This is a genomic window from Chlorobaculum thiosulfatiphilum, from assembly GCF_006265165.1.
Taxonomy (GTDB): domain Bacteria; phylum Bacteroidota; class Chlorobiia; order Chlorobiales; family Chlorobiaceae; genus Chlorobaculum; species Chlorobaculum thiosulfatiphilum.
Genome location: NZ_VDCH01000003.1, coordinates 105,464 through 128,974 on the forward strand (window position 1 = coordinate 105,464; position 23,511 = coordinate 128,974).

At 59.3% G+C, this 23,511-nt stretch carries 23 protein-coding genes; 16 read left to right on the plus strand and 7 right to left on the minus strand.

Translation table 11 applies throughout. The features are described 5' to 3' along the window. Positions 1-50: 50 nt before the first annotated feature. Together FGF66_RS02755 and FGF66_RS02760 are read right to left on the minus strand one after the other, a co-directional pair. Positions 51-488 carry a universal stress protein gene (locus FGF66_RS02755; protein ID WP_139456170.1) on the minus strand — a complete coding sequence of 146 codons (438 nt, stop codon included), beginning with the start codon at positions 486-488 and terminating at the stop codon, positions 51-53. Positions 489-920: 432 nt separating this feature from the next. After that, positions 921-2,045, minus strand: a complete 1,125-nt coding sequence (locus FGF66_RS02760) for a porin (RefSeq protein ID WP_139456171.1) — start codon at positions 2,043-2,045, stop codon at positions 921-923. Between the two features lie 444 nt (positions 2,046-2,489). On the opposite strand from FGF66_RS02760, the gene FGF66_RS02765 reads away from it, so the two are divergent. Next, positions 2,490-3,011, plus strand: a complete 522-nt coding sequence (locus FGF66_RS02765) for an NUDIX domain-containing protein (RefSeq protein WP_139456172.1) — start codon at positions 2,490-2,492, stop codon at positions 3,009-3,011. Positions 3,012-3,222: 211 nt separating this feature from the next. On the opposite strand, the gene FGF66_RS02770 is transcribed toward FGF66_RS02765, so the two are convergent. Both FGF66_RS02770 and FGF66_RS02775 read right to left on the minus strand, forming a co-directional pair. Further along, positions 3,223-4,098, minus strand: a complete 876-nt coding sequence (locus tag FGF66_RS02770) for a hypothetical protein (RefSeq protein ID WP_139456173.1) — start codon at positions 4,096-4,098, stop codon at positions 3,223-3,225. 69 nt (positions 4,099-4,167) lie between these two features. Beyond that, positions 4,168-5,094: an aspartate carbamoyltransferase catalytic subunit gene (locus FGF66_RS02775; RefSeq protein ID WP_139456174.1), complete on the minus strand. Its 927-nt coding sequence runs from the start codon at positions 5,092-5,094 to the stop codon at positions 4,168-4,170. Between the two features lie 156 nt (positions 5,095-5,250). On the opposite strand from FGF66_RS02775, the gene hypA reads away from it, so the two are divergent. The 15 genes from hypA (at position 5,251) to FGF66_RS02850 (ending at position 20,323) form a co-directional block, all read left to right on the plus strand. After that, positions 5,251-5,592: a hydrogenase maturation nickel metallochaperone HypA gene (gene hypA / locus FGF66_RS02780; RefSeq protein WP_139456175.1), complete on the plus strand. Its 342-nt coding sequence runs from the start codon at positions 5,251-5,253 to the stop codon at positions 5,590-5,592. Positions 5,593-5,672: 80 nt separating this feature from the next. Then, positions 5,673-6,503, plus strand: a complete 831-nt coding sequence (hypB, locus tag FGF66_RS02785; RefSeq protein WP_139456176.1) for a hydrogenase nickel incorporation protein HypB — start codon at positions 5,673-5,675, stop codon at positions 6,501-6,503. Continuing rightward, positions 6,473-8,803 carry a carbamoyltransferase HypF gene (gene hypF / locus FGF66_RS02790; protein WP_139456177.1) on the plus strand — a complete coding sequence of 777 codons (2,331 nt, stop codon included), beginning with the start codon at positions 6,473-6,475 and terminating at the stop codon, positions 8,801-8,803. The genes hypB and hypF overlap by 31 nt, the downstream gene beginning before the upstream one ends. Before the next feature lie 94 nt (positions 8,804-8,897). Then, positions 8,898-9,164 (plus strand): HypC/HybG/HupF family hydrogenase formation chaperone, encoded by a 267-nt coding sequence (locus tag FGF66_RS02795; protein WP_139456178.1) that lies wholly within the window; start codon positions 8,898-8,900, stop codon positions 9,162-9,164. A 6-nt stretch (positions 9,165-9,170) separates the two neighbouring features. Continuing rightward, a complete protein-coding gene (gene hypD / locus FGF66_RS02800; RefSeq protein ID WP_139456179.1) occupies positions 9,171-10,259 on the plus strand; it encodes a hydrogenase formation protein HypD in 1,089 nt (362 codons plus the stop codon). Then, complete coding sequence (locus FGF66_RS02805) at positions 10,223-11,338, plus strand: toll/interleukin-1 receptor domain-containing protein (RefSeq protein ID WP_246046528.1); 1,116 nt, start codon at positions 10,223-10,225, stop codon at positions 11,336-11,338. Before hypD ends, FGF66_RS02805 begins: the two co-directional genes overlap by 37 nt. 20 nt (positions 11,339-11,358) lie before the next feature. Then, a complete protein-coding gene (gene hypE / locus FGF66_RS02810; RefSeq protein WP_139456180.1) occupies positions 11,359-12,396 on the plus strand; it encodes a hydrogenase expression/formation protein HypE in 1,038 nt (345 codons plus the stop codon). 154 nt (positions 12,397-12,550) lie between these two features. Continuing rightward, positions 12,551-12,769: a CsbD family protein gene (locus FGF66_RS02815; RefSeq protein ID WP_139456181.1), complete on the plus strand. Its 219-nt coding sequence runs from the start codon at positions 12,551-12,553 to the stop codon at positions 12,767-12,769. 56 nt (positions 12,770-12,825) lie between these two features. Continuing rightward, positions 12,826-13,005, plus strand: a complete 180-nt coding sequence (locus FGF66_RS02820) for a PLDc N-terminal domain-containing protein (protein WP_139456182.1) — start codon at positions 12,826-12,828, stop codon at positions 13,003-13,005. A 315-nt stretch (positions 13,006-13,320) separates the two neighbouring features. After that, positions 13,321-14,343, plus strand: coding sequence for a class I fructose-bisphosphate aldolase (locus FGF66_RS02825; RefSeq protein WP_139456183.1), 1,023 nt, complete (start codon positions 13,321-13,323; stop codon positions 14,341-14,343). Positions 14,344-14,573: 230 nt separating this feature from the next. After that, positions 14,574-15,161 (plus strand): LemA family protein, encoded by a 588-nt coding sequence (locus FGF66_RS02830; protein WP_139456184.1) that lies wholly within the window; start codon positions 14,574-14,576, stop codon positions 15,159-15,161. Positions 15,162-15,172: 11 nt separating this feature from the next. Next, positions 15,173-15,934: a TPM domain-containing protein gene (locus FGF66_RS02835; protein ID WP_139456185.1), complete on the plus strand. Its 762-nt coding sequence runs from the start codon at positions 15,173-15,175 to the stop codon at positions 15,932-15,934. Between the two features lie 27 nt (positions 15,935-15,961). Beyond that, positions 15,962-16,597, plus strand: a complete 636-nt coding sequence (locus tag FGF66_RS02840) for a TPM domain-containing protein (protein ID WP_139456186.1) — start codon at positions 15,962-15,964, stop codon at positions 16,595-16,597. Between the two features lie 108 nt (positions 16,598-16,705). Next, on the plus strand, positions 16,706-17,803 hold the full coding sequence (gene gcvT / locus FGF66_RS02845) for a glycine cleavage system aminomethyltransferase GcvT (protein WP_139456187.1): 1,098 nt from the start codon (positions 16,706-16,708) through the stop codon (positions 17,801-17,803). Between the two features lie 36 nt (positions 17,804-17,839). After that, a complete protein-coding gene (locus tag FGF66_RS02850; RefSeq protein ID WP_281279043.1) occupies positions 17,840-20,323 on the plus strand; it encodes a DNA translocase FtsK in 2,484 nt (827 codons plus the stop codon). A 125-nt stretch (positions 20,324-20,448) separates the two neighbouring features. Here FGF66_RS02850 and FGF66_RS02855 read toward each other — a convergent pair whose 3' ends face one another. The 3 genes from FGF66_RS02855 to der all read right to left on the minus strand — a co-directional run bounded on the left by FGF66_RS02855 (position 20,449) and on the right by der (position 23,433). Then, positions 20,449-20,700, minus strand: a complete 252-nt coding sequence (locus FGF66_RS02855; protein WP_139456188.1) for a NifU family protein — start codon at positions 20,698-20,700, stop codon at positions 20,449-20,451. A 141-nt stretch (positions 20,701-20,841) separates the two neighbouring features. Beyond that, the gene (locus FGF66_RS02860; RefSeq protein WP_139456189.1) at positions 20,842-21,981 is read right to left on the minus strand and encodes an Mrp/NBP35 family ATP-binding protein; all 1,140 of its coding nucleotides are present in this window, start codon (positions 21,979-21,981) and stop codon (positions 20,842-20,844) included. 138 nt (positions 21,982-22,119) lie between these two features. Then, complete coding sequence (der, locus tag FGF66_RS02865; protein ID WP_139456190.1) at positions 22,120-23,433, minus strand: ribosome biogenesis GTPase Der; 1,314 nt, start codon at positions 23,431-23,433, stop codon at positions 22,120-22,122. Between the last annotated feature and the right edge of the window lie 78 nt (positions 23,434-23,511).

A 23,511-nucleotide genomic window follows, 5' to 3' on the forward strand; every position in this document is an offset into this window, starting at 1 on the left:
AAAGACAAAAAAAACAGTAAAATGTTCGGTCAACGGTTGCCGTTAACGGATCAGTCGATGAACTCGTGTTCGTTCTCCTTGACTACGAGCACAGGGCAAGGAGCGCGCCTGACGATGTGTTCGGCCACGCTTCCGAGAATCATGCGTTTCAGCCCCTTGCGCCCGTGCGAACCCATGATGATGATGTCTGCCTCCTGGCGCTTGGCGTAGTCGAGGATGCACTCTTCAGGGAAGCCTTCATAAATGGCGAAGTCGGCTACGACGCCCGCCATCTGCTCTTCTTCGATGAGCGAGGCAAGCTTTTGCTCCTCATCGGAACTCTCTTTTTCGAGGCCGTGTGAGTAATTCATTGTTGGATCGTTTTCCACGACGCCGACCAGGAAGACTTTGGCATCCGACAGCCTTGCAAACTCGTTTGCGTATTGCATTGCCTTGCGGGAGAGGCCAGAAAAGTCAACCGGGCAGATGATTTTTTTGATGGTAATCATAGCCAGTCAGATTGTTTTGGTTGATTGAACGACGGAAAAATGCGCCGGATACCATGTAAAAACCCCATTGCCCTGCCTGAAGCGCAGGTGGAAATCCCATCAAGGGACACCGCTGTCCGGAAACAGGGTATTAAACGGTATTGGCGTGGTAAACTCTCGCCGGAATGATTGAAATGGCGAAAAGAACAGGATTCTTGTAGAGATGACGATGATTCTTATGTACGAGAAACCGAGTATCCGGCCTTAATGTAATCACCGTATCGGATGAACAAGCAGCGCATATTATGCGATGCCTCTAAGTGAATAATATAACTATATAACCTGTTTTGAGCAAGTATACAATTGTTTATTTGCGTCATTCCGGATGGATGAGGATGAGAAATAAAAAAGCCGCAGTTGCCTGCGGCTTTTTTTGAGTCCTGCGGAACAACCTTAGAAGGTGACGGTCGCAACAAGCTCGGTGCGGAGCCTGCTGTAATCTACGTCAGCGCTATTTCCGTCGTTGTCCTCGTATCCAGCAGCCCAGTAGCGGACGGTCGGGGTGAGGCTGAACGATCCAGCGGCTGATTCGTACACGTTGAACTTGTACTGCGCCCAGACGAACAGGTTGTCGTAGTCGTCATCTTTGCCATCGGTCTTGTCGCTGGTCTGGTTGTAGTCAACCCATGCAAGGAAGTTGCCTACTTCGCCCTTGAGCCTCAGGAGGTAACCGCTGTAATCGACCTCTTCACCTGCGTCAGAGGTATCGTCACAGGCAGTGTAGAGTGCGCTCATGCCGATCTTGGCGTCGCCGGCAGGAACGGTCATGTTGAGACCGAAGGTATTCGGGGTGATACCTTGATAAACAAGTCCGTCAAGGTTGGTGAGGCTGATGATCGCCTGCGGTTCGACGGTCACTTCGCCGAGTTTGTCCTTGTAAGAGAGGTGCAGCGCATAGCCATCGTTGAAGATGCCATTACCTTCTCCTGCATGATCACCTCTCATGTTGTTGTCAAAAACAACGAGGGTGGCGTTGGCTTCACCCGAACCGAGCTTGCCACCATAGTTGAGGCCATAGACGCGGTCCATGTTGTAGGTTGCCACAGCGGTGTCAGCAAGACCAACTGGGCTGCCTGAGCCAATACCATAAACGATCGGGTAGAGCGTCAGATCGAAGATCGGGTTGTTGACCGAGTTGAGCGGCAGGCGGCCAACCATCCAGTGGCAGTTTTCCTGCATGCGTCCGAAATAGAGCTGAGAAATGTCGAGTTCAGCATCTTCTCCGCCAGTAACGGTGTTCCAGCCATCAGCGCTGAGACCAAGATTATTTGTGGTATCGGTCGTCAGTAATGCTTTCACGAAGTAACCATTGCCAAGGTCGGCTGCCGCTTTCAGGCGCAGGCGATAGGCGAAGTTGAGATCGTCAGTATTCGTTGTTGCGTTGTCATTGACTTCAGTGTCTTCGAACTGGCCTCTGAGGCGCATGGAGGCGTCTCCGCTGAGCTTCAGTTCAGCCGAAGCGGGGGATGCGTATGCAAGTACTGCGAACATCGCAGCAAGAGATAGCATTTTTTTCATTGTGTGTTCTCCGTTAGGTTGTGTGATGCGTATTGTCAAGACAAAAACTCGACCGCCGATGGCGGCCAGTTGCCACGTTCACGAAATGGCAACATAAATATACAAAAGAACAGGTGTGGTTATGGTTAGAGCTAAATTAAGTAAATAGTATTGATTAGTCCAAAAAAAAGATGCGTTGCTTGGCTCTCGGCACATTTTGGTTATATGGTTAAGCAGTTTGCAACGTCTTGTCATTCAATGCGTTGTCTCGATGTTTACGGCGTTTAACAATCGTGAAAAAATCTCTGCCGGAATGATTGTAACCTGTTGAAGTAAATGGAGTAAATCTGTCGAAGAGTCTGCCGGTCAATAAAAATGAGCGCCTGCCGCGTGAGGTTCGGCTCTGACGAACTATCTTGTTCGCTTCCCGATCGATCTCTTGCCCACTGTAACTGCCGAGTATTTATGAGCTATCCTTCAAGAAAACCGGTCAATTTGAGAGTCAGCGCCCTGTGCGTCCGGGACGGCCACGCGCTGTTCGTCGAGCACCGGAGCTTCGCGCCGGACGATCCGGCCATGCCCGAAAGCTACTGGATTCTGCCGGGCGGGGTTGTCGAACGGGGTGAAACACTCCAGGAGGCGCTCAGGCGCGAGGTGATGGAGGAGACCGGACTTGAGTGCGCGGTTGGCGGGATGGTGTTCGTCAAGGAGCTGCTCTGGCCCCATCCGGGCTTGCCGGGGCAGGGGGAGCGGCACCACTCGGTTTCGCTCGGATTTCATTGCGAAGTGACCGGCGGCCAGCTCGTCACGGGCCGCGACCCGGAGCTTCCCGACGACCGGCAGATGATCCTCGAAACCCGCTGGCTGCCGCTCGACGGGCTGGCCGGTTTCCGCCTCTATCCGCCATTCCTCTACGAATTTATCGACTCGGGGCTCCGCCGTGGCTTCGACACCCTCTGCCCGGAGTTTTTCGACTCGACGCTGTGAGGCGAGATGAAGAGGGCAACCGCAAGGGATTGCCCCTACAACAGAATTGGTGCTGGTATTTTCGTAGGGGCGAACCTGCGTGTTCGCCCTTTCCCCAAGCATCGAATGCAGGGCAGACACGCAGGTCTGCCCCTACGGAATTGCGAGATGAATCCGGTTTCATTGCAGGCGCTTCCAGGTGCCGGGACGCCCTTTTCACATCATCTTAATCTTACAAATCCACGATCATTCCCAACGTCGTAAAGCTCTCCGGCTTGTAGAAGTACATGCCCTGACGGCTCATGCCGGAGAAGTAGTTGGCGGCGATTCTGACGTTTTCGAGTCCGATCGAAGTCAGGCGCATTCCGGCTTGCAGGTTCCAGGTGCCGCGGTAGCCGTCGGTTTTGGCTTCATCCCGCCGCCATTTCGGAAGCAGCTTGAAGTCGGCGGCCACGTAGGCGTTGTACGGCAAGCCGATCTCCGCGCCCGCCTGGAACGAGCTGGGGCTGATTTCGTCCGGCAGGGTGTTGTACATGTACTGGTAGCCCAGATAGACGCGGCGGCCCGGCGCGGAGAGCGCGCCCGTCACGTTGACGAACTCGCGGCTGTAGGTGAAGGGAATGCCGAACGGAGAATCGCCGGGGTTGAGCCAGTCGCCGTTGTCGTCGGTATGGCCATCCTCGAAATGGGCCGAGATGTGGCTCAGGCGAACCCGCACGCTCGCTTCATCGAAGGGCAGCGGGCTTTCCTTGATCTCGCGCCGGACAGTGGTGTTGATGCCGAACATGTAGTCGATGCAGTCCACCGGGAACTTGAAGTTGCTGGTGCGGTTCAGGAGCGACCAGGTGGCGAAATCGATGCCGACAGCGAAGGTCTTGCTGTCGTTCTGGTACAGGTCGGCCGAGGTGCCGATGTCGAGCTGGAGCTGCTTTTTGCCGAGCATCGGCATGACGGCGATGCGTGGCTCCATCGGGTCGGCGAGCAGCGGCTCGAAGAGCGTGTCGAAGGTCGGCTTGAGCGCCGATTCGGCCATTGCCGGCCGGGCAGGGGCCGAGATGCAGAGCGACGAGAGCACCGTGGCGGTCAGAATGGAGGTGCGTTTTTTCATGGCGTATGATTCTTGATCGATGATTGTAAGTAACAAATAAAGAGTTCGCTCAAAAGCGATCCAGCCAGACTATCTGGCCAGCAGCCGGTGCAGCACGGCCATGCGTACGGCCACGCCGTTGGTCACCTGCTCCATCAGCATGCTGCTCGAATAGCCCGGCGGCTGGATGCGGTCGGCCACGAGATTCGAGATTTCGATCTCGCGGTTGATCGGCCCCGGATGGAGCACCGGCAGGAGGCGTTTCAGGCGGTCGAGCTTCTCGTCGGTCAGGCCGTAGCGCGCGGAGTACTCTTCGAGCGACGGAATGAAGCCGCCGGTCGCCCGTTCGAGCTGGAGGCGAAGCACGATGGCCGCGTCGGCCCAGGCGAGCGCCTCGTCGATGCCGGTGAAGACCTGTACGCCGAGCTGGTCGATGCGGCCCGGCAGGAGCGTCGTGGGAGCGCAGACGGCGATTTCGGCGCCGAGCGTCTTGAGGCCGATGATGTTCGACCGCGCCACGCGGCTGTGCAGAATGTCGCCGAGGATCATGATTTTCAGCCCCTCGATCCGTCCGAAATACTCCCGGAGTGTGAGGATGTCGAGCAGCGCCTGCGTCGGATGCTCGTGCGTGCCGTCGCCCGCGTTGACGACGGGCCGGTCGGTGATCGAAGCCACGAAATCCGCCGCGCCGGAGGATGGATGGCGCAGCACGAAGGCATCGACCTTCATCGCTTCGAGGTTCCGGATGGTGTCCGACAGGGTTTCGCCCTTGCTGACGCTGCTCGACGCCGCCGTGAAGCTCAGCGTACTCGCGCCGAGATGCCGCGCGGCAAGCTCGAACGAAAAGCGGGTGCGGGTGGAATTTTCAAAGAAAACGAGGGCGACGCGCCGGTTGGCAAGCACCGGGGCGAAGATTTCCGGCTCTCTGTTGAGACCTGCGCGATACCCGGCGGCAAGGTCGAGAAGGTCGTGAAGCGTGTCGGCGGGCAGCCCGTATAATCCCGTGAGGTGATTCAAAAGTGCTGTAAAGGATAAGTGTTGGTTGTGCTCTGCGAAATTAAGAAAATTTTGACGATCATTCACCACCGCCCGAAACGCCGCTAAGGAACTGTTTTCGCCCGATTCGGGTACGTGGTGTCGAAAGTTTGTTTATCTGAAAATGACGGAAGGCCCATGCACGAAATGTCCATCGCCATGTCGGTGATCGAGGCCGTTCTCGGCAAGGCCTGCGAGGAGGGTGGCGTCAAAATTACCGGCATCGAACTGGTGGTCGGAAAGCTGGCGGGCGTACAGGTCGAGTCGCTGAAGTTCTGTTTCGACGCGGCCACGCGCGACACGCTTGCCGATGGAGCCGAACTCCTGATCGAAGAGCCGGAGGGGCGGGGCCGCTGCGAATCGTGCGGCGCGGAGTTTGCGGTGTCGAGCTTCTACGCGAAGTGCCCGCAATGTGGGCAGTTCCGGGTGCGAATCGAATCCGGCGAGGAACTCGCGGTGCGCTCGTTCACGATAGAATAAAAATTGATCCGACCGATCAGCCTGATCTGTCGGATCGAGGCTAAGAGAAATAATTACCAGATTCAACGGGAGTAAAGAATATGTGCGATACCTGCGGTTGTTCGGGCGATGGTGGTGCGGTGCTGCGCAAGCCGGGCGCGAAGGAGTATCACGTTCATGTCGGCGATGAGGGCGGCCATCATCACCATCACGAGCATGAACATGGTCACGACCACCATCATGACCACGGACACGATCATCACCACCATCACGGCGAGGCGCGCAAGGTCCAGGTCGAGCAGGATGTGCTGTTGCAGAACAATCTGCTCGCCGAGCGCAACCGCGGCTGGTTCGAGGCGCGGCGGGTGCTGGCGCTGAACTTCCTCAGCTCTCCCGGATCTGGCAAGACCTCGATTCTTGAAAAAACGATCCCGATGCTGCTGGAGCAGTCCCCCGTCACGGTGATCGAGGGCGACCAGCAGACCACCAACGACGCCGACCGCATCGACGCACTTGGTGTGCCGGTGATTCAGGTGAACACCGGCACCGGCTGCCACCTCGACGCGCAGATGGTGCAACGCGCTGTCCGCGAACTCGATCCGCCGGAGCGCTCGCTGCTTTGCATCGAGAACGTGGGCAACCTGGTCTGCCCGGCGCTCTTCGATCTCGGCGAAGCGGCGAAGGTGGTGGTCATCAGCGTGACCGAGGGCGAGGACAAGCCCATCAAATATCCCACGATGTTCCATCATGCGGATGTCGTGCTGCTCAACAAGATCGACCTGCTGCCGCATCTCGATTTCGACGTGGCCAAGTGCCGTGATTACGCCATGCAGGTCAATCACCATCTCGAATGGATCGAGGTTTCCGCGAAAACCGGCGAGGGTTTCGACCAGTGGACGGCATGGCTGACCTCGAAGCTCGCGGCGCTCTGAGCGCTCGTCCGAAGAGCGAACGTCGTCGTTTCGCCGTTGGCGGCATCGTGCAGGGGGTGGGGTTCCGCCCTTTCGCGTGGCGGCTTGCTGGTCGTTTCGAGCTGACGGGATTTGTCCGCAACACCGGCTCCGGCGTGGTGATCGAGGTTGAGGGCGAGCCGGACAATCTCGACCGCTTCGAAGCTGCTCTGCGCGACGAAGCGCCGCCGCTCGCCCGCATCGCCTCGCTCGTCCGCCAAGAGATTGCGCTGGTCGAAGGCGAACCGGGATTCGTCATTCTGGAATCGTCCAGCGGCGAATCGATGCAGACGCTCATCTCGCCCGACATCGCTGTCTGCGCGGCCTGCCTGCGAGACATCGCCGATTCCGCCAACCGCCGCTATCGCTACGCCTTCACCAACTGCACCGATTGCGGGCCGCGCTACACCATCGTCGAGCGCATTCCCTACGACCGCCCGTTCACCACGATGAAAGGTTTTTCGCTGTGCCCGGAGTGTCAGCGCGAGTACGGCGACCCCGCCGACCGCCGCTTCCACGCCCAGCCGAACGCCTGCCCGGTGTGCGGGCCGAAGCTCGAACTGCGCGACGTGTCCGGCCTCCGGCTGGAGTTTGACGACGAAATTTTGGCGGCGGGGGAGTTGCTGTCGGGTGGGAAGATTCTTGCCATCAAGGGCGTCGGTGGATTCCATCTCGCCGTCGATGCCTCGAACGAGGAGGCCGTCCAGCGGCTCCGAAGCCGTAAGGGGCGCGAGGAGAAGCCGTTCGCCGTGATGGTGCGCGACCTCGCCGCTGCCCGCGAGCTGTGCGAGATCGGCGCGGATGAGGAGGTCGCGCTCGCCTCGCCGCAAGCGCCCATCGTGCTGCTTCGCAAGCGCGCCGATTTGCGGCTCGCCGCGTCCATCGCGCCGGGCAACGACCGGCTTGGCGTGATGCTGCCCTACTCGCCGCTGCACTTTCTGCTCTTGCGCGAAGGGCCGGAGGCGCTGGTCATGACGAGCGCGAACTTCAGCGAGGAGCCGCTCGTCGCCGACAACGCCGAGGCGCTCGAACGGCTGGCGGGCATCGCCGATGCGTTCCTGATGCACGACCGCCCCATCGCCCGGCGCTGCGATGACTCGGTGGTTGTCCAACTCGCCGGAGCCGTGCGGATGATCCGCCGGAGCCGGGGCTACGCGCCCGCGCCGATCAGGCTCCTCGAAAGCGGCCCGCCGGTGCTCGGTACGGGCGGCGAGCTGAAAAATGCGCTCTGCCTCGCGAAGGGCGGCGAGGCGTTCATGAGCCAGCACATCGGCGATATGAAAAACTACGAGGCGTATCGCCACTTCGACGATGTGGCCGCGCACATGCAGCGTATCTTCAGGACGGAGGCGGAGTTACTCGTGCACGACCTCCATCCCGCCTACATGACCACGCGCTGGGCGCTGGAGCAGGGCAAGCCGACGCTCGGCGTACAGCACCATCACGCGCATCTCGCTTCCTGCCTCGCCGAGCATCGCCATAGCGGCCCGGCCATCGGCCTCATGCTCGATGGCGTCGGCTACGGCACCGACGACACCGCGTGGGGCGGCGAGGTACTGATCGGTGATGCCGCTGGAGCCGTCCGCTTCGCCTCGCTGGAGCCGATGCCGCTGCCCGGCGGCGATGCGGCGGTGCGGCAGGTGTGGCGCACGGCGCTCGGCTGGTTGCACCGAAGCGGCGTGTCGCCCGAGGGGCTGGAGTGCTTCCGCCAGCCGCAGGCCGCGCAGGTGCTCGAAATGCTCGATAAAGGAGTCGGCACGGCGGAAAGCTCCGGCTGCGGACGGCTCTTCGACGCCGTAGCCTCGGTCTCCGGCCTACGCCACGAAGCGCACTACGAAGGGCAGGCGGCCATCGAGCTGATGCAAGCGGCGGGCGGCAGAATCGCCGACGCGGGCTACAGCTTCGGCTTCGAGCGCCAGCACGGTCGCTGGCTGATGCTGCTCTCGCCCATGCTCCGCGAAATCGCCGCCGCCGTCCGCGCTGGCGCAGGAGCCACCGAGGTCGCCCAACGTTTCCACCGAACGCTCGTCGGAATGCTTGCGGAAGCAGCGCACATGGCCAGCCACGAAACCGGCCTGAAAACCATAGCCCTCAGCGGCGGCGTCTTCCAGAACCAGCTCCTGACCGAAGCCCTCGCCCACAACCTCGAAAGCAACGGCTATAAAGTGCTCATGCACGAGCAACTCCCCACGAACGACGGCGGCATAAGCCTCGGGCAGGCTGTGATTGGGCGGGAGTTTTTGCGAGGGCGGTACAAAGGAATTATGAATTGTGAATTGTGAATTATGAATTGAAAAAGAAATATTTGTCCACAAAGTCCACCTCGTCCACTTTTGTAAAAGACTCGCTATTTAACCTGAAACTACCATTGAAACCATGTGCCTCGCTATTCCGGGAAAAGTCATAGAAATTCGTGAAGAGAACGGCCTGAAGATGGGCACGGTCGATATCAGCGGCGCTCTCACAAAAGCCTGCCTCGAATACGTGCCGGAGATCGCCATCGGCCAGTACACCATTGTTCACGCAGGATTTGCGCTGAAGATCATCGATGAGGAGGAGGCTGCCGAGAGCCTCAAGCTCTGGGACGAGCTGATCCGTAGCGGCGCGTTCGATGTGAACGGCGAACCGAACGATGACCGTTGACCGCCCATGAAATTCATCGACGAATACCGCGACCCGGCTCGCGCTCGTGCTTTGCTTGATCGCATCCGGCAGGTGGCTCGGCGTGACTGGACGATCATGGAGATTTGCGGTGGGCAGACGCATTCGATCATGCGCAACGGCATCGACCAGCTTCTGCCGCCGAACGTTCGGCTCGTGCATGGGCCGGGGTGTCCGGTGTGCGTGACGCCGCTGGAAACCATCGAGCGGGCGCTGGCGATTGCGGCCATGCCGGGCACGATCCTCGCGAGCTTCGGCGACATGCTGCGCGTGCCGGGCAACTCGAAAGACCTGTTCATGGCGCGGAGCGAGGGGGCGGATGTGCGCGTCGTTTTTTCGCCGCTCGAAGCGTTGCAGATCGCGCGTGACAATCTCGAAAAAGAGGTGGTGTTTCTCGCCGTCGGCTTCGAGACCACGGCTCCGGCCAACGCGATGGCCGTTCGGCAGGCGGCGCGGGAGGGGCTTACGAATTTCAGCGAGCTGGTGAGTCAGGTGATGGTGCCTCCGGCCATGCGGGCGATTCTTTCGTCGCCCGGCAACCGGGTGCAGGGGTTCCTCGCCGCCGGGCACGTCTGCGCCATCATGGGGTACGAGGAGTACGAGCCGGTTGCCGAACAGTTTGGCGTGCCGATCGTGCCCGCCGGATTCGAGCCTGTCGATCTGCTCGACGCGATTCTGAAGACGGTCGAGCTGCTCGAAGCGGGCCGGAGTGGCGTGGTGAACGCTTACGGGCGCGTGGTCAGCCGCGAGGGCAATCCGCAGGCGCGGCGGGTGATGCAGGAGGTGTTCGAGGTGGCCGACCGTCCGTGGCGCGGCATCGGCGTCATTCCGGCAAGCGGCCTCGTGCTGCGCCGGGAGTACGAGCGCTTCGACGCCGAAAAGCGCTTCGACGTGGGCCACATCGCCCCGCGCGAGTCGCCCCTTTGCCGGAGCGGCGAGGTGCTGCAAGGCCACCTCAAACCCTCCGACTGCCCGGCCTTCGCGCGAGAATGCACCCCGCAAACCCCGCTCGGCGCAACGATGGTCTCCTCCGAAGGAGCATGCGCCGCGTATTACCGCTATCACCGCAAGAGCTGAAAAAAGATGATTTTATGGAAAAAAATATCCTGACGAAAGAGCTGCTCCTGAGATCGGTGGATGAATGGAATGCGGCGCGGGAAGCAAATCCGGATTTGAGGCCAGACCTTTGTTGCGCACAACTCAAAGGAGCAAATCTTAAAGGAGCAAATCTTGACTGGGCAAATCTCAGTGAAGCTGATCTTATCGAGGCTGACTTGAGCAATGCAAGTCTCAGCGAAGCTGATCTCCATAAAGCATTCTTATGGGATGCAAACCTGAGCGGGGCAAATCTCAGCAAGTCAAACCTGATCTATGCACGTCTCAGCGGAGCAGATCTCAGCGGTTCAAATCTTTTCAGTGCAAATCTCAGCTTCGCGGAACTTGACAATGCAAATCTCAGTAAGACAAGCCTCAATTGGACATACTTTAATGGGGCAGATATAAGTGGTGCTAAATTCACTGGAGCCTTTGCAGGACATACATTGTTTGGTGCCGTTGATCTCAGTAAAGCCATCGAATTGGAAACTATTAGACACGTCGCTCCATCCACACTCGGCATTGATACGATTTATGCATCGAATGGCGATATGCCGGATATCTTTCTGCGGGGATGTGGCTTGCCCGACATTTTAATTAAAAGCATTCATTCACTGAACCCAAAGGCGAGTGATTACTACTCGTGCTTTATCAGCCATAGCTCATTAGATAAGGTTTTTGTGGATCAGCTTTATGCCGATCTTCAAGAGAAAGGCGTTCGGTGCTACTATGCTCCCCATGATTTGCCTATTGGTGCAAAAACAAGGCCGACTCTTCATGAAGAAATTCGAAATCATGACAAGCTTCTTTTGGTTCTCTCGGAACATTCAGTTAAGAGTGGTTGGGTAGAGGACGAAGTAGAACATGCCTTTGAACTTGAGAAAGAGCGAGGAACGGATGTTTTATTTCCTATTCGTCTGGATGCTGCGGTTATGGACAGCAAAACAGGTTGGGCTTCCAGCGTTAGGACTCAACGCAACATCGGCGATTTCACCAAATGGGAAGAGCAAGATGCTTATCAGAAAGTGTTTAGCCGATTGTTGAAAGACCTGAAACAATAACACACCAATCCCTTACACCCATGCAGCTCAGTTGTCCGGCTCCAATTCTTCAGCATGAAACCGTCCAGATGGCTCATGGCGCGGGGGGGCGTTTGTCGCAGGAGCTGACGGCGCGGGTGTTCATGCCGCATCTCGGTAATCCGGTGCTCGACCAGCTCGACGACCAGGCGCGGTTCGAGGCCGAGCCGGGGCGCATCGCGTTCACCACCGACACCTACGTCGTTTCGCCGATCTTTTTCCCCGGCGGGAACATCGGCGATCTGGCGGTCAACGGCACGGTGAACGACCTCGCCGTCGGCGGCGCGGTGCCGCGTTACCTCAGCGCCGGGTTCGTGCTCGAAGAGGGGTTGCCGCTCGCCGACCTCGAACGGATCGTCGCGAGCATGGCCGAGGCCGCGCGGAAGGCCGGGGTGGTGATCGCGTGCGGCGACACGAAAGTGGTGCAGAAAGGGCAGTGCGACCGGATTTTCATCAACACCTCCGGCGTCGGCTTCATTCCGCCGGGGCGCGACGTGTCGTGCCGCAACCTCCGGCCCGGCGACGCGGTGCTGCTCTCCGGCACTATCGGCGACCACGGCATGGCGATCCTCACCACCCGCGAAGGACTCTCCTTCCAGAGCCGCATCCGGAGCGACTCCGCCGCCCTGAACGGCATGATCGCCGACCTGCTCGTTGTCGCGCCGAATGTCCACGCCATGCGCGACCCCACCCGTGGCGGCGTCGCGGCCACGCTCAACGAACTGGCGAACTCATCCTCCGTCGGCATCGAACTCGACGAAGCCGCCATCCCCGTGCGCGAAGAGGTGCGCGGAGCCGCCGAACTGCTCGGCATCGATCCGCTGACCGTCGCCAACGAAGGCAAAGTGCTGATTATTGTGCCCGCCGCCGAAGCCGATGCCGCGCTCGCCGCCATGCGAGCGCACGAGCACGGCAAAGAAGCCGCGATTGTCGGCAAAGTGGTTGAAGAGCACCCCGGCATGGTTGTCATGCGCACGCCATTCGGCAGCCGCCGCATCGTGGAGATGCCGCTCGGCGAGCAGTTGCCGCGGATTTGCTGAGGGCGGCTCTTGTGGCTGCCCGGTTACTATAACCCCTGATCATGCACACGGGGAACAATCATAAAGTACTCTCTGTTTTAACTGGTTGTGGTGATGTTCTGCCATGTCAGTATCGATTTCTCATGAACAGCAACTATCAACTATGGAGGTTATTATGAATTGGGATCGTATCGAAGGCAACTGGAAGCAGTTCAAAGGCAAAGTCAGGGAACAGTGGGGTGACCTTACCGATGACGACCTTGAAGTGGCGGCAGGAAAGCGTGAAAACCTCTCAGGAAAAATACAGGAGCGTTACGGCATTACGAAGGAGGACGCCGAGAAAAAGCTTGACGAATGGGCAGCCAAACTCGATGATATTATCAAGGGCAAATGAGGCCTCTTTTGTCACCTGAAAGGGCTTTATAGTCAAACCAAAACAGGGAGAATCTTATGGGACTCGAGCTTGGTGGATTGTTTTCGCTGGTCGTATTTGCCATCGATATCTGGGTTATCGTCCAGATTGTTCAAAGTCCTTCAGTGACCGGAAAGAAACTCCTGTGGGTGCTGATTATCCTGCTTTTGCCGCTCGTCGGCTTGCTGCTCTGGCTTTTGTTTGGCCCGAAACGGTAAGTTGCATGGCTTGTAAAAAAGCGTACGGCGACAATTTTTTTTGATGTCACCGTGCGCTTTTTCTTTTTCTCCTCTCGCTTCAAATACCCCTTTTTAGCATCGCTTTCCTCTCCGCACTTCCGGAATACCTGAAAAAAGCCTTCGCCTCAGCGTCTTTTGCGCCGCGTTCGGGTGCGGAACTCGTGCGGGACGGTGAGGATGATTTTCGATTGCAGCGCTGTGCTATACATGATCGGCAGTTCGGGAATCAAGGTGACTCGTTCATTGTTGGGGTGTTGGGCACAAGTTACGAATGCAAAATGAGAGGAGGATTGTATGGACAAGCAGAAGTTGAGCGTAGTGGCGTCTGCCATTGTGTCGCATGCGAAGGGAGTTTTGGCGGCTGATGAAAGCTCCCCGACCATCAAGAAGCGGCTCGATTCCATCGATGTCGAGTCAACGGAGCCGACCCGTCGGCGGTATCGTGAAATTCTGTTCACGACCGAAGGGATCGAGCAAGAGATCGGGGGCGTCATTCTGTTCGATGAAACGATCCGCCAGTCCACCCTTGACGGCGTTCCTTTCGCCAGATTGCTTGCGGATCGCGGCATCGTGCCCGGCATCAAGGTGGACAGGGGAGCCAGGGCGCTGGCTTGCTATCCCGACGAAAAGGTGACCGAGGGGCTGGATGGCTTGCGTGACCGGCTCGTCGAGTACCGGGAGCTTGGGGCCGGATTCGCGAAGTGGCGGGCCGTGATCCAGATCGACGAGCGCGATGTGCCGTCGCCGTTCGGCATCCGGGCGAACGCTTATGCGCTGGCGCGTTACGCCGCGCTGTGTCAGGAGGAGGGGCTTGTGCCGATTGTCGAGCCGGAGGTGCTCATGGATGGCGGGCACGACATCGAGCGCTGCGAGGCGGTGACGGCAAGGGTGCTCGAAGCGGTGTTTGCCGAACTCGATGCGCATCGCGTACTCTTCGAGGGAATGTTGCTGAAGCCGAACATGGTGATCGCGGGTAAAAATTGTCCGCATCAGAACAGTCCGGAGGAGATTGCCGAAGCCACGATTCGCTGCCTGAGCCGTTACGTTCCGGCAGCCGTGCCGGGTATCGTGTTTCTGTCCGGCGGCCAGAAGGCCGAGGAGGCCACCGCCAATCTCAACGCCATGAACAAGATGGGGCGGCACCCCTGGGAGGTCAGCTTTTCCTACGGACGCGCCCTGCAAGCTCCCGTGCTGGCGGCATGGAAAGGTCAGGAGAGCAACATGGCTGCCGCGCAACAGGCGCTGAAGAAACGCGCCCGCCTCAACGGGCTGGCCCGCGAGGGAAAGTATTCGCCGGAGATGGAGGCTGAGGCGTGAAGAGATGGGTGAAGGGACAGCAAGGACAACAAGGTGGGGAGAATCGATCTTCATTCTTCGTCCTTGAAGTCCTTTGAGTCCTTGCTGTCCTTTTTATTTTCCAGCCCATCTCTAACCCTGACGTGCCAAAAAAATACACCATCCTCAGCGGCGGGCCGGTTTGCATCGGGCACATGAATGTTCTATTTTGAGCGGTGTTACCAGACTTTTCAAACCGAAAATGCAATGCAATGATACGATATATTTCAAGGGTATTTCCCTTTCTGATGGCGCTCGTCATGCTGAGCGGGTGCGGTTACAATACGATTCAGCAGAACGAAGAGGCGGTCAATCGCGCGTGGGGCGATCTCGAATCGCAGCTTCAGCGCCGTTCCGATCTCGTGCCGAACCTCGTGGCCACGGTGAAGGGCGCGGCCAATTTCGAGAAGGAGACGCTTCAGGCGGTCATCGAGGCCCGCGCCAAGGCGACCTCCATCCAGCTCACGCCGGAGATGCTCAGCGATCCGGACGCCATGTCGAAGTTCCAGGCGGCGCAGGGCCAGCTCTCATCCTCGCTGTCGCGTCTCCTCGTCACCGTCGAGCGCTATCCCGACCTGAAGGCCACGCAGAACTTCCGTGACTTGCAGGTGCAGCTCGAAGGTACGGAGAACCGTATCAGCGTCGCCCGCCAGCGCTACAACGAAGCGGCGCAGGTTTTCAACTCCTCGATCCGCATTTTCCCGAACTCCATCACCAACAGCGTGGCGCTCAAGTTGAAGCCCAAGGCCTATTTCAAGGCGGACGAGGCGGCCAAAGTCGTGCCGCAGGTGAAATTCTGAGCTGTCTGTCGATGAGTATCCGCAACAGATCACGCTGGCTGTCGTCCGCACTTTTCGCGCTGGCGTTCATGCTGGCAGCCGCACCGCTCATGGCGGCTTTTCCGCCCGCGCCCGCGCTGAAGCAGCGGGTGAACGATTATGCCGGAATGATTTCGCCACAGGCCCGTCAGCAGATCGAGCAGAAGCTCGCCGCGCTCGAAGCCGAGGACGGGACGCAGATCGCGATGCTCACGGTGCCGTCGCTCGAAGGCGAGCCGATCGATGAGTTCTCGATCCGGGTCGCCGAGGCGTGGAAGCTTGGTGACGAAAAGCGGGACAACGGCGTCCTGCTGATCGTCTCGAAGGGCGACCGCAAGGTGCGCATCGAGGTAGGCTACGGGCTTGAGGGCACACTGACCGATCTCGAATCGGGCCGCATCATTCGCGGCGTCATCCAGCCTGCGTTCAAAAGCGGAGATTTCGACGCGGGGTTCACCGGCGCGGCTGACGCGCTCGTCGAGGCGGTGAAGGGCGAGTACAAGGCCGAACCCAAAAAGGGTGATAAAGACAAGCCGTCGGCTCTGGTCGTGCTCATCATCCTCGCCGTGCTGTTCTTCTATCTCCGCATGTTCGGTGGACGCCATCACGGCGGGCCGTTCGTCTCCGGCGGTTTTCCGGGGCCGGGCGGCGGCATCTTCACCTCCGGCGGCGGCTCGGGCGGCTTCGGTGGCGGGGGTGGATTCAGCGGCGGTGGCGGCGGCTTCGGCGGCGGCGGAGCATCGGGCGACTGGTAAGGCAACGAACTCCATTCCGGAAAACGCATGAAACAGAAGATTCAGAAATTTCTTAGCGACGAGGAGCGCCGCCGGATCGAAGAGACGGTCAGGGAGGCGGAGGCCTCGACCTCTGGCGAGATCGTGGTGATGGCGGTGGGCGAGAGCAGCAACTACCCCTCGGCGATCATGGCCGCGAGCGGCGCAATTTCGCTCGTGCTCGCCGTCGGCGGTACGATGTTGTACGGCAGCGAGAGCATGTGGGTTTTTCTCATGTTGTTCGCGCTTTTTTTCATTGCGTCGAACGAAGCGGTCAAGCGCTTTTCCGCCTTGAAGCGTCCCTTCGTGAGCCACGCCGAGATCGCCGAAGAGGTCGAGGAGGCGGCGATTCATTCATTCTACCACCGCAAGGTGCACGAGACGCGCGATCGCACGGGCATTCTCATCTACATCTCGCTCTACGAGCACAGCGTCAGGGTGCTTGCCGACAGCGGCATCGACGCCGTCGTGGGCAAGCAGGTTTGGCAGGGTGTGGTCGATACCATCACGAAAGGTATTCGTGACGGGCGGCAGGGCGAGGCGATCCGCCAGGCCGTGGGAATCTGCGGCAAGCTCTTGAGCCAGCACTTTCCCCGCAAGGCGGACGACGCCAACGAGCTTGCCGACTCGGTCATCATCGGCTGAACGAAGGCCGCAATCTCTTGCGCGGTATGGAGAAAAAGGCTTTGATCTTTTCGGCGAATTGTTTTTTTACAAGGAATTCCAACAGAGTTATCCAAATAAAGGAGATCAATGAAAAAGACTGCGCTCTCAGCCTGGCATGAAGCTGCCGGTGCGAAAATGATCGATTTCGGCGGCTTTCTGATGCCGGTGCAGTACACAGGAATTATCGCCGAACACAAGGCCGTGCGCGAAGCGGCGGGGCTTTTCGATGTGTCGCACATGGGTAATTTCTACGTCAGCGGCGAGCGGGCGCTGGAGTTCCTCCAGTACATGACCACCAACGATCTCGGCAAAGTCGTGGACGGACAGGCGCAATATACGCTGATGCTCTATCCCGATGGCGGCATCGTCGATGACCTCATCATCTACCGCGTCAGCGCCGATACCTTTTTCCTGATCGTCAATGCGAGCAACTGCGAAAAGGATTTCGACTGGCTTTCGAGCCACGTCGGCGAGTTCGAGGGTGTTTCGCTCGAGAACCACACCAGCGAGCTGTCGCTCGTCGCCTTGCAGGGGCCTAAAGCGATGGAGATTCTCGTGCGGGTTTTCCCCGGCGCAGGCATCGAACAGCTCGGTTCGTTCCACTTCATGAAGCTGCCGTTCGAGGGCGCACAGATCATGGTGGCCCGCACCGGCTACACCGGTGAGGCGGGCGTTGAAATCTGCCTGCCGAACGACAAGGCCGTGGCGCTCTGGTCGGCGCTGATGGAGGCCGGAAAGAGTGACGGCATCCAGCCTATCGGCCTCGGCGCGCGCGATACGTTGCGGCTCGAAATGGGCTACTCGCTCTACGGCCACGAGATCGAGAAGGATGTCAATCCGCTCGAAGCGCGGCTCAAGTGGGTGGTGAAGATGAGCAAGCCGAACTTCATCGGCAAGCAGGCCTGCGAGCAGGTCGAGATCGATCCTCGCAAGAGCGTTGTTGGCTTCAGCCTCGAAGGGCGCGCCATTCCTCGCCAGCACTTCAAGGTCTATAACTCCGATCATCAGGAGATTGGCGAGGTGTGCAGCGGCACCGTCTCGCCGACGCTCCTGGAGCCAATTGGCACGGCAAGTCTCCTGCTCGACTACGCGCAGAGCGGTACGCCGATCTTCGTCGAAATTCGCGGAACCATGCAACCCGGCGCGGTCAGGCGGCTGCCGTTCGTGCACACCGACCGTCCATGATCTGAAAAGGAGCCGATCTCCCTGTTGAAAAAAAAGATGGACATGAAGGCTTTCCTCAGGGATCGTCTCGTTACGGAAGCCGGCGGCATCGCCTTGATGCTCGCCGCGCTTTTTTGCATTGCCGCCGTGCTCGGTTTCCATGCCGAAGACGAGCCGTACATCGTGACGCTGCCCTGGTACGAGATTTTTTCGAACGCGGCCAAAGCTGTCGCCGGGACGATTCACAACCCCTTTGGCCTCTTCGGGGCGAGGGTTTCGGTCTTTTTCATCCGGGTGCTGCTTGGCTATCCGGTGGTGCTGCCGCTCGCCGGATTCCTCGCGCTCGGCTGGCATCTGTTCAGGCTGAAGCCTCTTGGCCCGGCGCTCTTCTTTCTGGTTTACTCGCTTTTGATGGCGCTCGACCTGTCGGCCATGATCGGCCTCTCCGCCGCGCCGTTCGCCGATGTGATGTCCGGCGCGACCGGGCGGATGATGGCCTCGTTCCTCTCGACGATCATCGGCTATCCGGGCGCGTGGACTCTCACCGCTGTCATTGGCGCACTTCTGACCTTCTACATGGGCCGCGATTTCATTACGGAGGCGATTGCCGCCGTGAGCGCATTTTTCGCGAAGGTGTCGGCGACCGTGCGGATGATCAGGGCCGAGCGGTCGAGAAAGCGCCGCGAAAAGGAGGAGCGCGAGGTCAGGAAAAAGGCGGCGCGGATGGCTGTCGCCCAGGAAAAAGAGCGGAAAAAGAGGGAGAAGAAGGAGCAGCGCGCCGCGAAAAGCAGCACTCCAAAGCCAAAGGCGGCTCCGGTTGAAAAACCGCTCAAGCCTCCGGTTTCCGTGAGGGAGGCGAAACCGGAACCCGAGCCTGCGCCGCCGCCCGCCAGGCTGCCCGCGCCCGAACCCATCGTCATTGCGGCGGAGGTCGAGGAGATCGAAGCGCCGGAACCGGCAATCGTCCGGTCGGAAGAGGGGCCGGATATGATCATCAATCCGGGCGTTCGGGAGGCGGAGGCCGACCTCGACGAGAGGAAGCTCAAGGTCAGGACGCACGACCATGTTCAGTACCGCTTTCCTTCGATCGATCTGTTGCAGCGCCCGAAGGACGAGGACGAGAGCTACGACGAGCGCCACCTGGCCGAAACCAAGGATCGCCTGCTCGAAAAGCTGAAAATTTACAAGATCGATGTCCTGCGTATCTCCACCACCGTCGGCCCGCGCGTGGCGCTTTTCGAGCTGGAACTCGCGCCGGAGGTGAAGATCAGCCGGATCAAGTCGCTCGAAAATGACCTCGCCATGGCGATGGCCTCCTCGTCGGGCGGCATCCGCATCATCGCCCCGATTCCCGGCAAGAACGCCATCGGCGTCGAAATACCGATCAGCAAGCCGAGGCCGGTGGTGATGCGCTCCGTGTTGCAGGTCGAAAAGTTCAAGAACAACACGATGGCTTTGCCGATCGTGCTGGGCAAGAGTATCTCGAACGAGGTGATTATCGATGACCTGGCCTCGATGCCGCATCTGCTGATCGCGGGCGCGACCGGCGCGGGCAAGTCGGTGGCGATCAACGTGCTGCTCACCAGCCTGCTCTACTCGAAGAAGCCGGACGAGGTGAAGTTCGTGCTGATCGATCCGAAGCGTGTTGAGCTGAAACCGTACAAACTGTTGAAAGATCACTTCTTGCCGAAAATTCCCGGCATGGAGGATCAGATCATCGTCACCGATCCGCAGAAAGCGGTCTCCGCGCTCCGCTCGGTGGTGCGGGAGATGGAGCACCGCTACGAACTGCTCGAAAAGTGCGGTGTGCGCAACATCGGCGAGTACAACAAGAAGATGAAGGCGGAGGCGATGTTCTACCTCGTCGTCGTCATCGACGAGCTTGCCGACCTGATGATCACGGCGGGTCGCGAGGTGGAGGAGCCGATCACGCGGCTCGCGCAGATGGCCCGCGCGGTCGGCATTCACCTGATCGTGGCCACGCAGCGCCCGTCGGTTGACGTCATCACCGGCATCATCAAGGCCAACTTCCCGTCGCGCATCGCCTTTCAGGTGGCCAGCAAGGTCGATTCGCGCACCATTCTCGACGTGTCGGGCGCGGAGCAGTTGCTGGGCAGCGGCGACATGCTCTTCCAGTCGGCGAAAATGTCCAAGCCGGAGCGCATCCAGTGCCCCTATATTTCGCTCTCGGAAGTCGATGCGATCACCGAGTTTATCGGCCAGCAAGCGCCATTGAAGACCGAGTGCATCCTGCCCGAACCGCCGTGGTCGAACGGCAACGGCTCCTCCTCCGGCTCCGGTCAGGAGCGGGACGCTCGCGACGCCATGTTCGAGGAGGCCGCCCGGCTTGTCGTCATGCACCAGCAGGCGAGCGTCTCGCTGTTGCAGCGTCGCCTGCGCCTCGGCTTCAGCCGCGCGGGCCGGGTGATGGATCAGCTCGAACGCAACGGCATCGTCAGCGCCGGAGACGGCAGCAAGCCCCGCGAAGTGCTCGTCAAGAGCGAAGACTCGCTGGAGCTGCTGCTGCGGAATCTGGATTGAAAATCTGGGTGCGGTTTTTTGTCCAATAAGACCAATAAGTCCTATAGGTCTGAAACCAACTGAAAACAAAAACGGCTGCCTCGGTAATTTCCGGGCAGCCGTTTTGCTGTTCTGTGCTGTTTTGCTCAGACCGATTCGACGCGGGCGATCTCCGGGTTGGCTTTCTTGATGGCCTGCTCGACGCCAGCGCGGAGGGTGAGGGTGCTCATCGGGCAGGAGCCGCAAGCGCCGAGGAGCTTCACATCGACCACCATATCCTTGGTGATGCCGACAAGCTGGCAGTCACCGCCATCGACCTGGAGGTAGGGGCGGACGGTTTCAAGGGCGCTGATGACTTTGTCGTACAGAGGGTCGGTTTTTGGCAGATAATCCTTCATGGTCTGTAAACTTGTTGTTGGTTTTGGATTATGAAAAAACGGGTTGCTGGTTCGTTTCTGAAATCAATGCCTAATATAACAACCGGGGCGCAACCCTGAAAAATCTGAAACGTTTCAGGGCTGCGCTCCTCGCCGCCGATTTCAGTTCATCGAACAGTTGGCGTTCAGAATCGAGATCTGCCGGGCGATTTCACCGGCGACGCGGCTGGCCGCTACCGAGGTCGGCGCGTCCGGGCTGGCGATGATTGCCGGTGTGCCGACATCTCCGCCTTCGCGCATCGAGCTGCTGATCGGAATCGAGCCGAGGAAGGCCAGCGCGTTGATCTTGGCGAACTTTTCACCGCCCTGGCGTCCGAAGATGTAGTCGCGCGAGCCGTCGGGCAGCTCGTACCAGCTCATGTTCTCGACGAGGCCGAGAATCGGTACGCCGACCTTCCGGAACATCGTGACCGCCTTGGCGACGTCGGCGAGCGCCACCTCCTGCGGGGTGGTGACGATCACCGCGCCGCTGATGGCGAGGTTTTGCACGAGGGTGAGCTGGATGTCGCCGGTGCCGGGCGGCAGGTCGAAGATCAGGTAGTCGAGTTCCTGCCAGTCAACGTCGGTGATGAGCTGGCGCATGGCGCTGGAGGCCATCGGGCCGCGCCAGATCAGCGCCGTCTCCGGGTCAACGAGGAAGCCGATCGACATCATCTTGACGCCGAACTTTTCGATGGGCATGAGCTTCTGGTTCTGCACCTCGGGCTTGACGTTCTGGAGGCCAACCATTGTCGGGATGCTCGGCCCGTAGAGGTCGGCGTCGATCAGGCCGACCTTGGCGCCCGAAGCGGCGAGGCTGACGGCGAGGTTGAGCGACACGGTCGATTTGCCGACGCCGCCCTTGCCAGAGGCGACGGCGATGATGTTCTTGACGTTCGGAAGATCGATCTTCTGCGGAGCGCCGTGGCCGCCGTGCGCGCCATGATTGCCATGCCCGTCGTGATTGCCGTGGCCTCCATGCGCGCCGTGGTGGCTGCACGAGGAGGTGACCTTCGAGGTCATGTTGACGTCGATCGAGCCAACCTCCGGCACGGCAGCCTTGATGGCGTCGATGCAGGAGTTCTTGATTTTCTCTTTCATCGGGCAGGCCGGAGTGGTGAGCACCACGGTGAACGAAACATTGCCAGCCTCATCGACGGCGATGTTTTCGACCATGCCGAGTGTCATGAGGTCACGCCCGAGGTCGGGTTCCATGACCGTGCCAAGCGCGGCCTCGATCTGCGATTTCTGTATTGACATAATTGATAATTGATAATGGATAGTTGATAATTAAAAAAATCAGAGGTAAGCATCAGCTCTTCCTTCTTCCTCCCACCTGTCCCACCTGTCCCGCACGTCCCAAAAGTCCCACTTGTCCCACGCTCCCCGGTTCCCCACGCCTCACTTTCGCAGGAAGCGCATGGTGATCGGGATTCCCGCGAAGTCGAAGTGCTCGCGCAGGCGCTTTTCGAGGAAGCGGCGGAAGTTGCTTTCGAGCAGCTCCGGGTCGTTGCAGAAGAAGGCGAAGACCGGATGGCCCGACTCGATCTGCGTCATGTACTTGATCTTCAGCTCTTTGCCCGATTTGGTGGAGGGGTGCCTCATCGAGATCGCCTCCTGCAGGAAGCGGTTCAGGTTGCTGGTGCTGATCTTCTGCCGACGATTCAGCGCGATCTGTGCCGCCGTGTCGATGGCGCGGTAGCAGTTCTTTTTGGTCAAGGCCGAGGTGAAGAGCACCGGAATGTAGCCGATGTTGCCGAGCTGCTGCTGCAAGTTATCGGTAAATGCCTTGCTGGTTTTGGAATCTTTCTCGACCAGATCCCATTTGTTGACCAGAATCAGCACTCCCTTCTTGCGCTCGATGGCCATGTGGATGATCTTCATGTCCTGGCTTTCGAGGCCGAGCCGGGCGTCGAGCAGCACCAGCGCCACGTTGCAGCGCTCGATGGCGCGTGCGGTTCTGATCGAGCTGTAGAACTCGATGCCGGCGTCGATCTTGGTGCGTTTGCGCAGGCCCGCCGTGTCGATGAGCGTATATTCCTCGCCGTTGCGCTTCAGGACGGAGTCGATGGCGTCGCGCGTGGTGCCTGGCACGTCCGAAACGATCTGCCGTTCCGCGCCGAGCAGGGCGTTGACCATGCTCGACTTGCCGACGTTGGGGCGTCCGAGCACGGCGAGCTTGATCGAATCGTCCTCTTCGATTCCCTCGCCTTCGGGGCAGGGCAGGCTCGCCAGCACGTCATCGAGCATGTCCGCCACCCCCGCGCCGTCACGGGCCGAGATGAAATAGGGTTCGGTAAAGCCGCTCCTGACCAGCGACTGCGCTTCGAGCGCGACCTGTGGATTGTCCACCTTGTTAGCCACGAAAAAGATTTTCTTGTCCTTGAAGGTCTTTTGCAGGATTTTCGTGATGTCGAGGTCGAGATAGGTCAGACCCGCGCGGGCATCCACCATGAAGATGATCGCGTCGGCATCCTCGAAGGCGCGCAAGGTCTGTTCGAGCATGGACACGCTGAGCGAGTCGTTTTCGGGCGCGTAACCGCCAGTGTCCATGAGCAAAAACTGCTTGCCCTGCCACTCGCCGGGGCTGATATGGCGATCTCGGGTCACGCCCGGCGTGGGATCGACGATGGCGCTTTTCTGCCTGAGAATGCGGTTGAAGAGGGTCGATTTGCCGACGTTGGGTCGGCCTACCAGGGCGATCAGTGGTTTCATCTCTAAGCGGCGTGAGAACGTCCAAAGGACGTTTTCGGGTTGAATAACTGTCACCTCTAAAAAGCTGTTACGAACCCC

What these genes read in the sequence shown, in the direction of transcription:
- FGF66_RS02755 (WP_139456170.1), bottom strand. Translation starts at nt 488, where the DNA reads ATGATTACCATCAAAAAAATCATCTGCCCGGTTGACTTTTCTGGCCTC.
- FGF66_RS02760 (WP_139456171.1), bottom strand. Translation starts at nt 2,045, where the DNA reads ATGAAAAAAATGCTATCTCTTGCTGCGATGTTCGCAGTACTTGCATAC.
- FGF66_RS02765 (WP_139456172.1), top strand. Translation starts at nt 2,490, where the DNA reads ATGAGCTATCCTTCAAGAAAACCGGTCAATTTGAGAGTCAGCGCCCTG.
- FGF66_RS02770 (WP_139456173.1), bottom strand. Translation starts at nt 4,098, where the DNA reads ATGAAAAAACGCACCTCCATTCTGACCGCCACGGTGCTCTCGTCGCTC.
- hypA (WP_139456175.1), top strand. Translation starts at nt 5,251, where the DNA reads ATGCACGAAATGTCCATCGCCATGTCGGTGATCGAGGCCGTTCTCGGC.
- hypB (WP_139456176.1), top strand. Translation starts at nt 5,673, where the DNA reads ATGTGCGATACCTGCGGTTGTTCGGGCGATGGTGGTGCGGTGCTGCGC.
- hypF (WP_139456177.1), top strand. Translation starts at nt 6,473, where the DNA reads ATGGCTGACCTCGAAGCTCGCGGCGCTCTGAGCGCTCGTCCGAAGAGC.
- FGF66_RS02795 (WP_139456178.1), top strand. Translation starts at nt 8,898, where the DNA reads ATGTGCCTCGCTATTCCGGGAAAAGTCATAGAAATTCGTGAAGAGAAC.
- hypD (WP_139456179.1), top strand. Translation starts at nt 9,171, where the DNA reads ATGAAATTCATCGACGAATACCGCGACCCGGCTCGCGCTCGTGCTTTG.
- FGF66_RS02805 (WP_246046528.1), top strand. Translation starts at nt 10,223, where the DNA reads ATGCGCCGCGTATTACCGCTATCACCGCAAGAGCTGAAAAAAGATGAT.
- hypE (WP_139456180.1), top strand. Translation starts at nt 11,359, where the DNA reads ATGCAGCTCAGTTGTCCGGCTCCAATTCTTCAGCATGAAACCGTCCAG.
- FGF66_RS02815 (WP_139456181.1), top strand. Translation starts at nt 12,551, where the DNA reads ATGAATTGGGATCGTATCGAAGGCAACTGGAAGCAGTTCAAAGGCAAA.
- FGF66_RS02820 (WP_139456182.1), top strand. Translation starts at nt 12,826, where the DNA reads ATGGGACTCGAGCTTGGTGGATTGTTTTCGCTGGTCGTATTTGCCATC.
- FGF66_RS02825 (WP_139456183.1), top strand. Translation starts at nt 13,321, where the DNA reads ATGGACAAGCAGAAGTTGAGCGTAGTGGCGTCTGCCATTGTGTCGCAT.
- FGF66_RS02830 (WP_139456184.1), top strand. Translation starts at nt 14,574, where the DNA reads ATGATACGATATATTTCAAGGGTATTTCCCTTTCTGATGGCGCTCGTC.
- FGF66_RS02835 (WP_139456185.1), top strand. Translation starts at nt 15,173, where the DNA reads ATGAGTATCCGCAACAGATCACGCTGGCTGTCGTCCGCACTTTTCGCG.
- FGF66_RS02840 (WP_139456186.1), top strand. Translation starts at nt 15,962, where the DNA reads ATGAAACAGAAGATTCAGAAATTTCTTAGCGACGAGGAGCGCCGCCGG.
- gcvT (WP_139456187.1), top strand. Translation starts at nt 16,706, where the DNA reads ATGAAAAAGACTGCGCTCTCAGCCTGGCATGAAGCTGCCGGTGCGAAA.
- FGF66_RS02850 (WP_281279043.1), top strand. Translation starts at nt 17,840, where the DNA reads ATGGACATGAAGGCTTTCCTCAGGGATCGTCTCGTTACGGAAGCCGGC.
- FGF66_RS02855 (WP_139456188.1), bottom strand. Translation starts at nt 20,700, where the DNA reads ATGAAGGATTATCTGCCAAAAACCGACCCTCTGTACGACAAAGTCATC.
- der (WP_139456190.1), bottom strand. Translation starts at nt 23,433, where the DNA reads ATGAAACCACTGATCGCCCTGGTAGGCCGACCCAACGTCGGCAAATCG.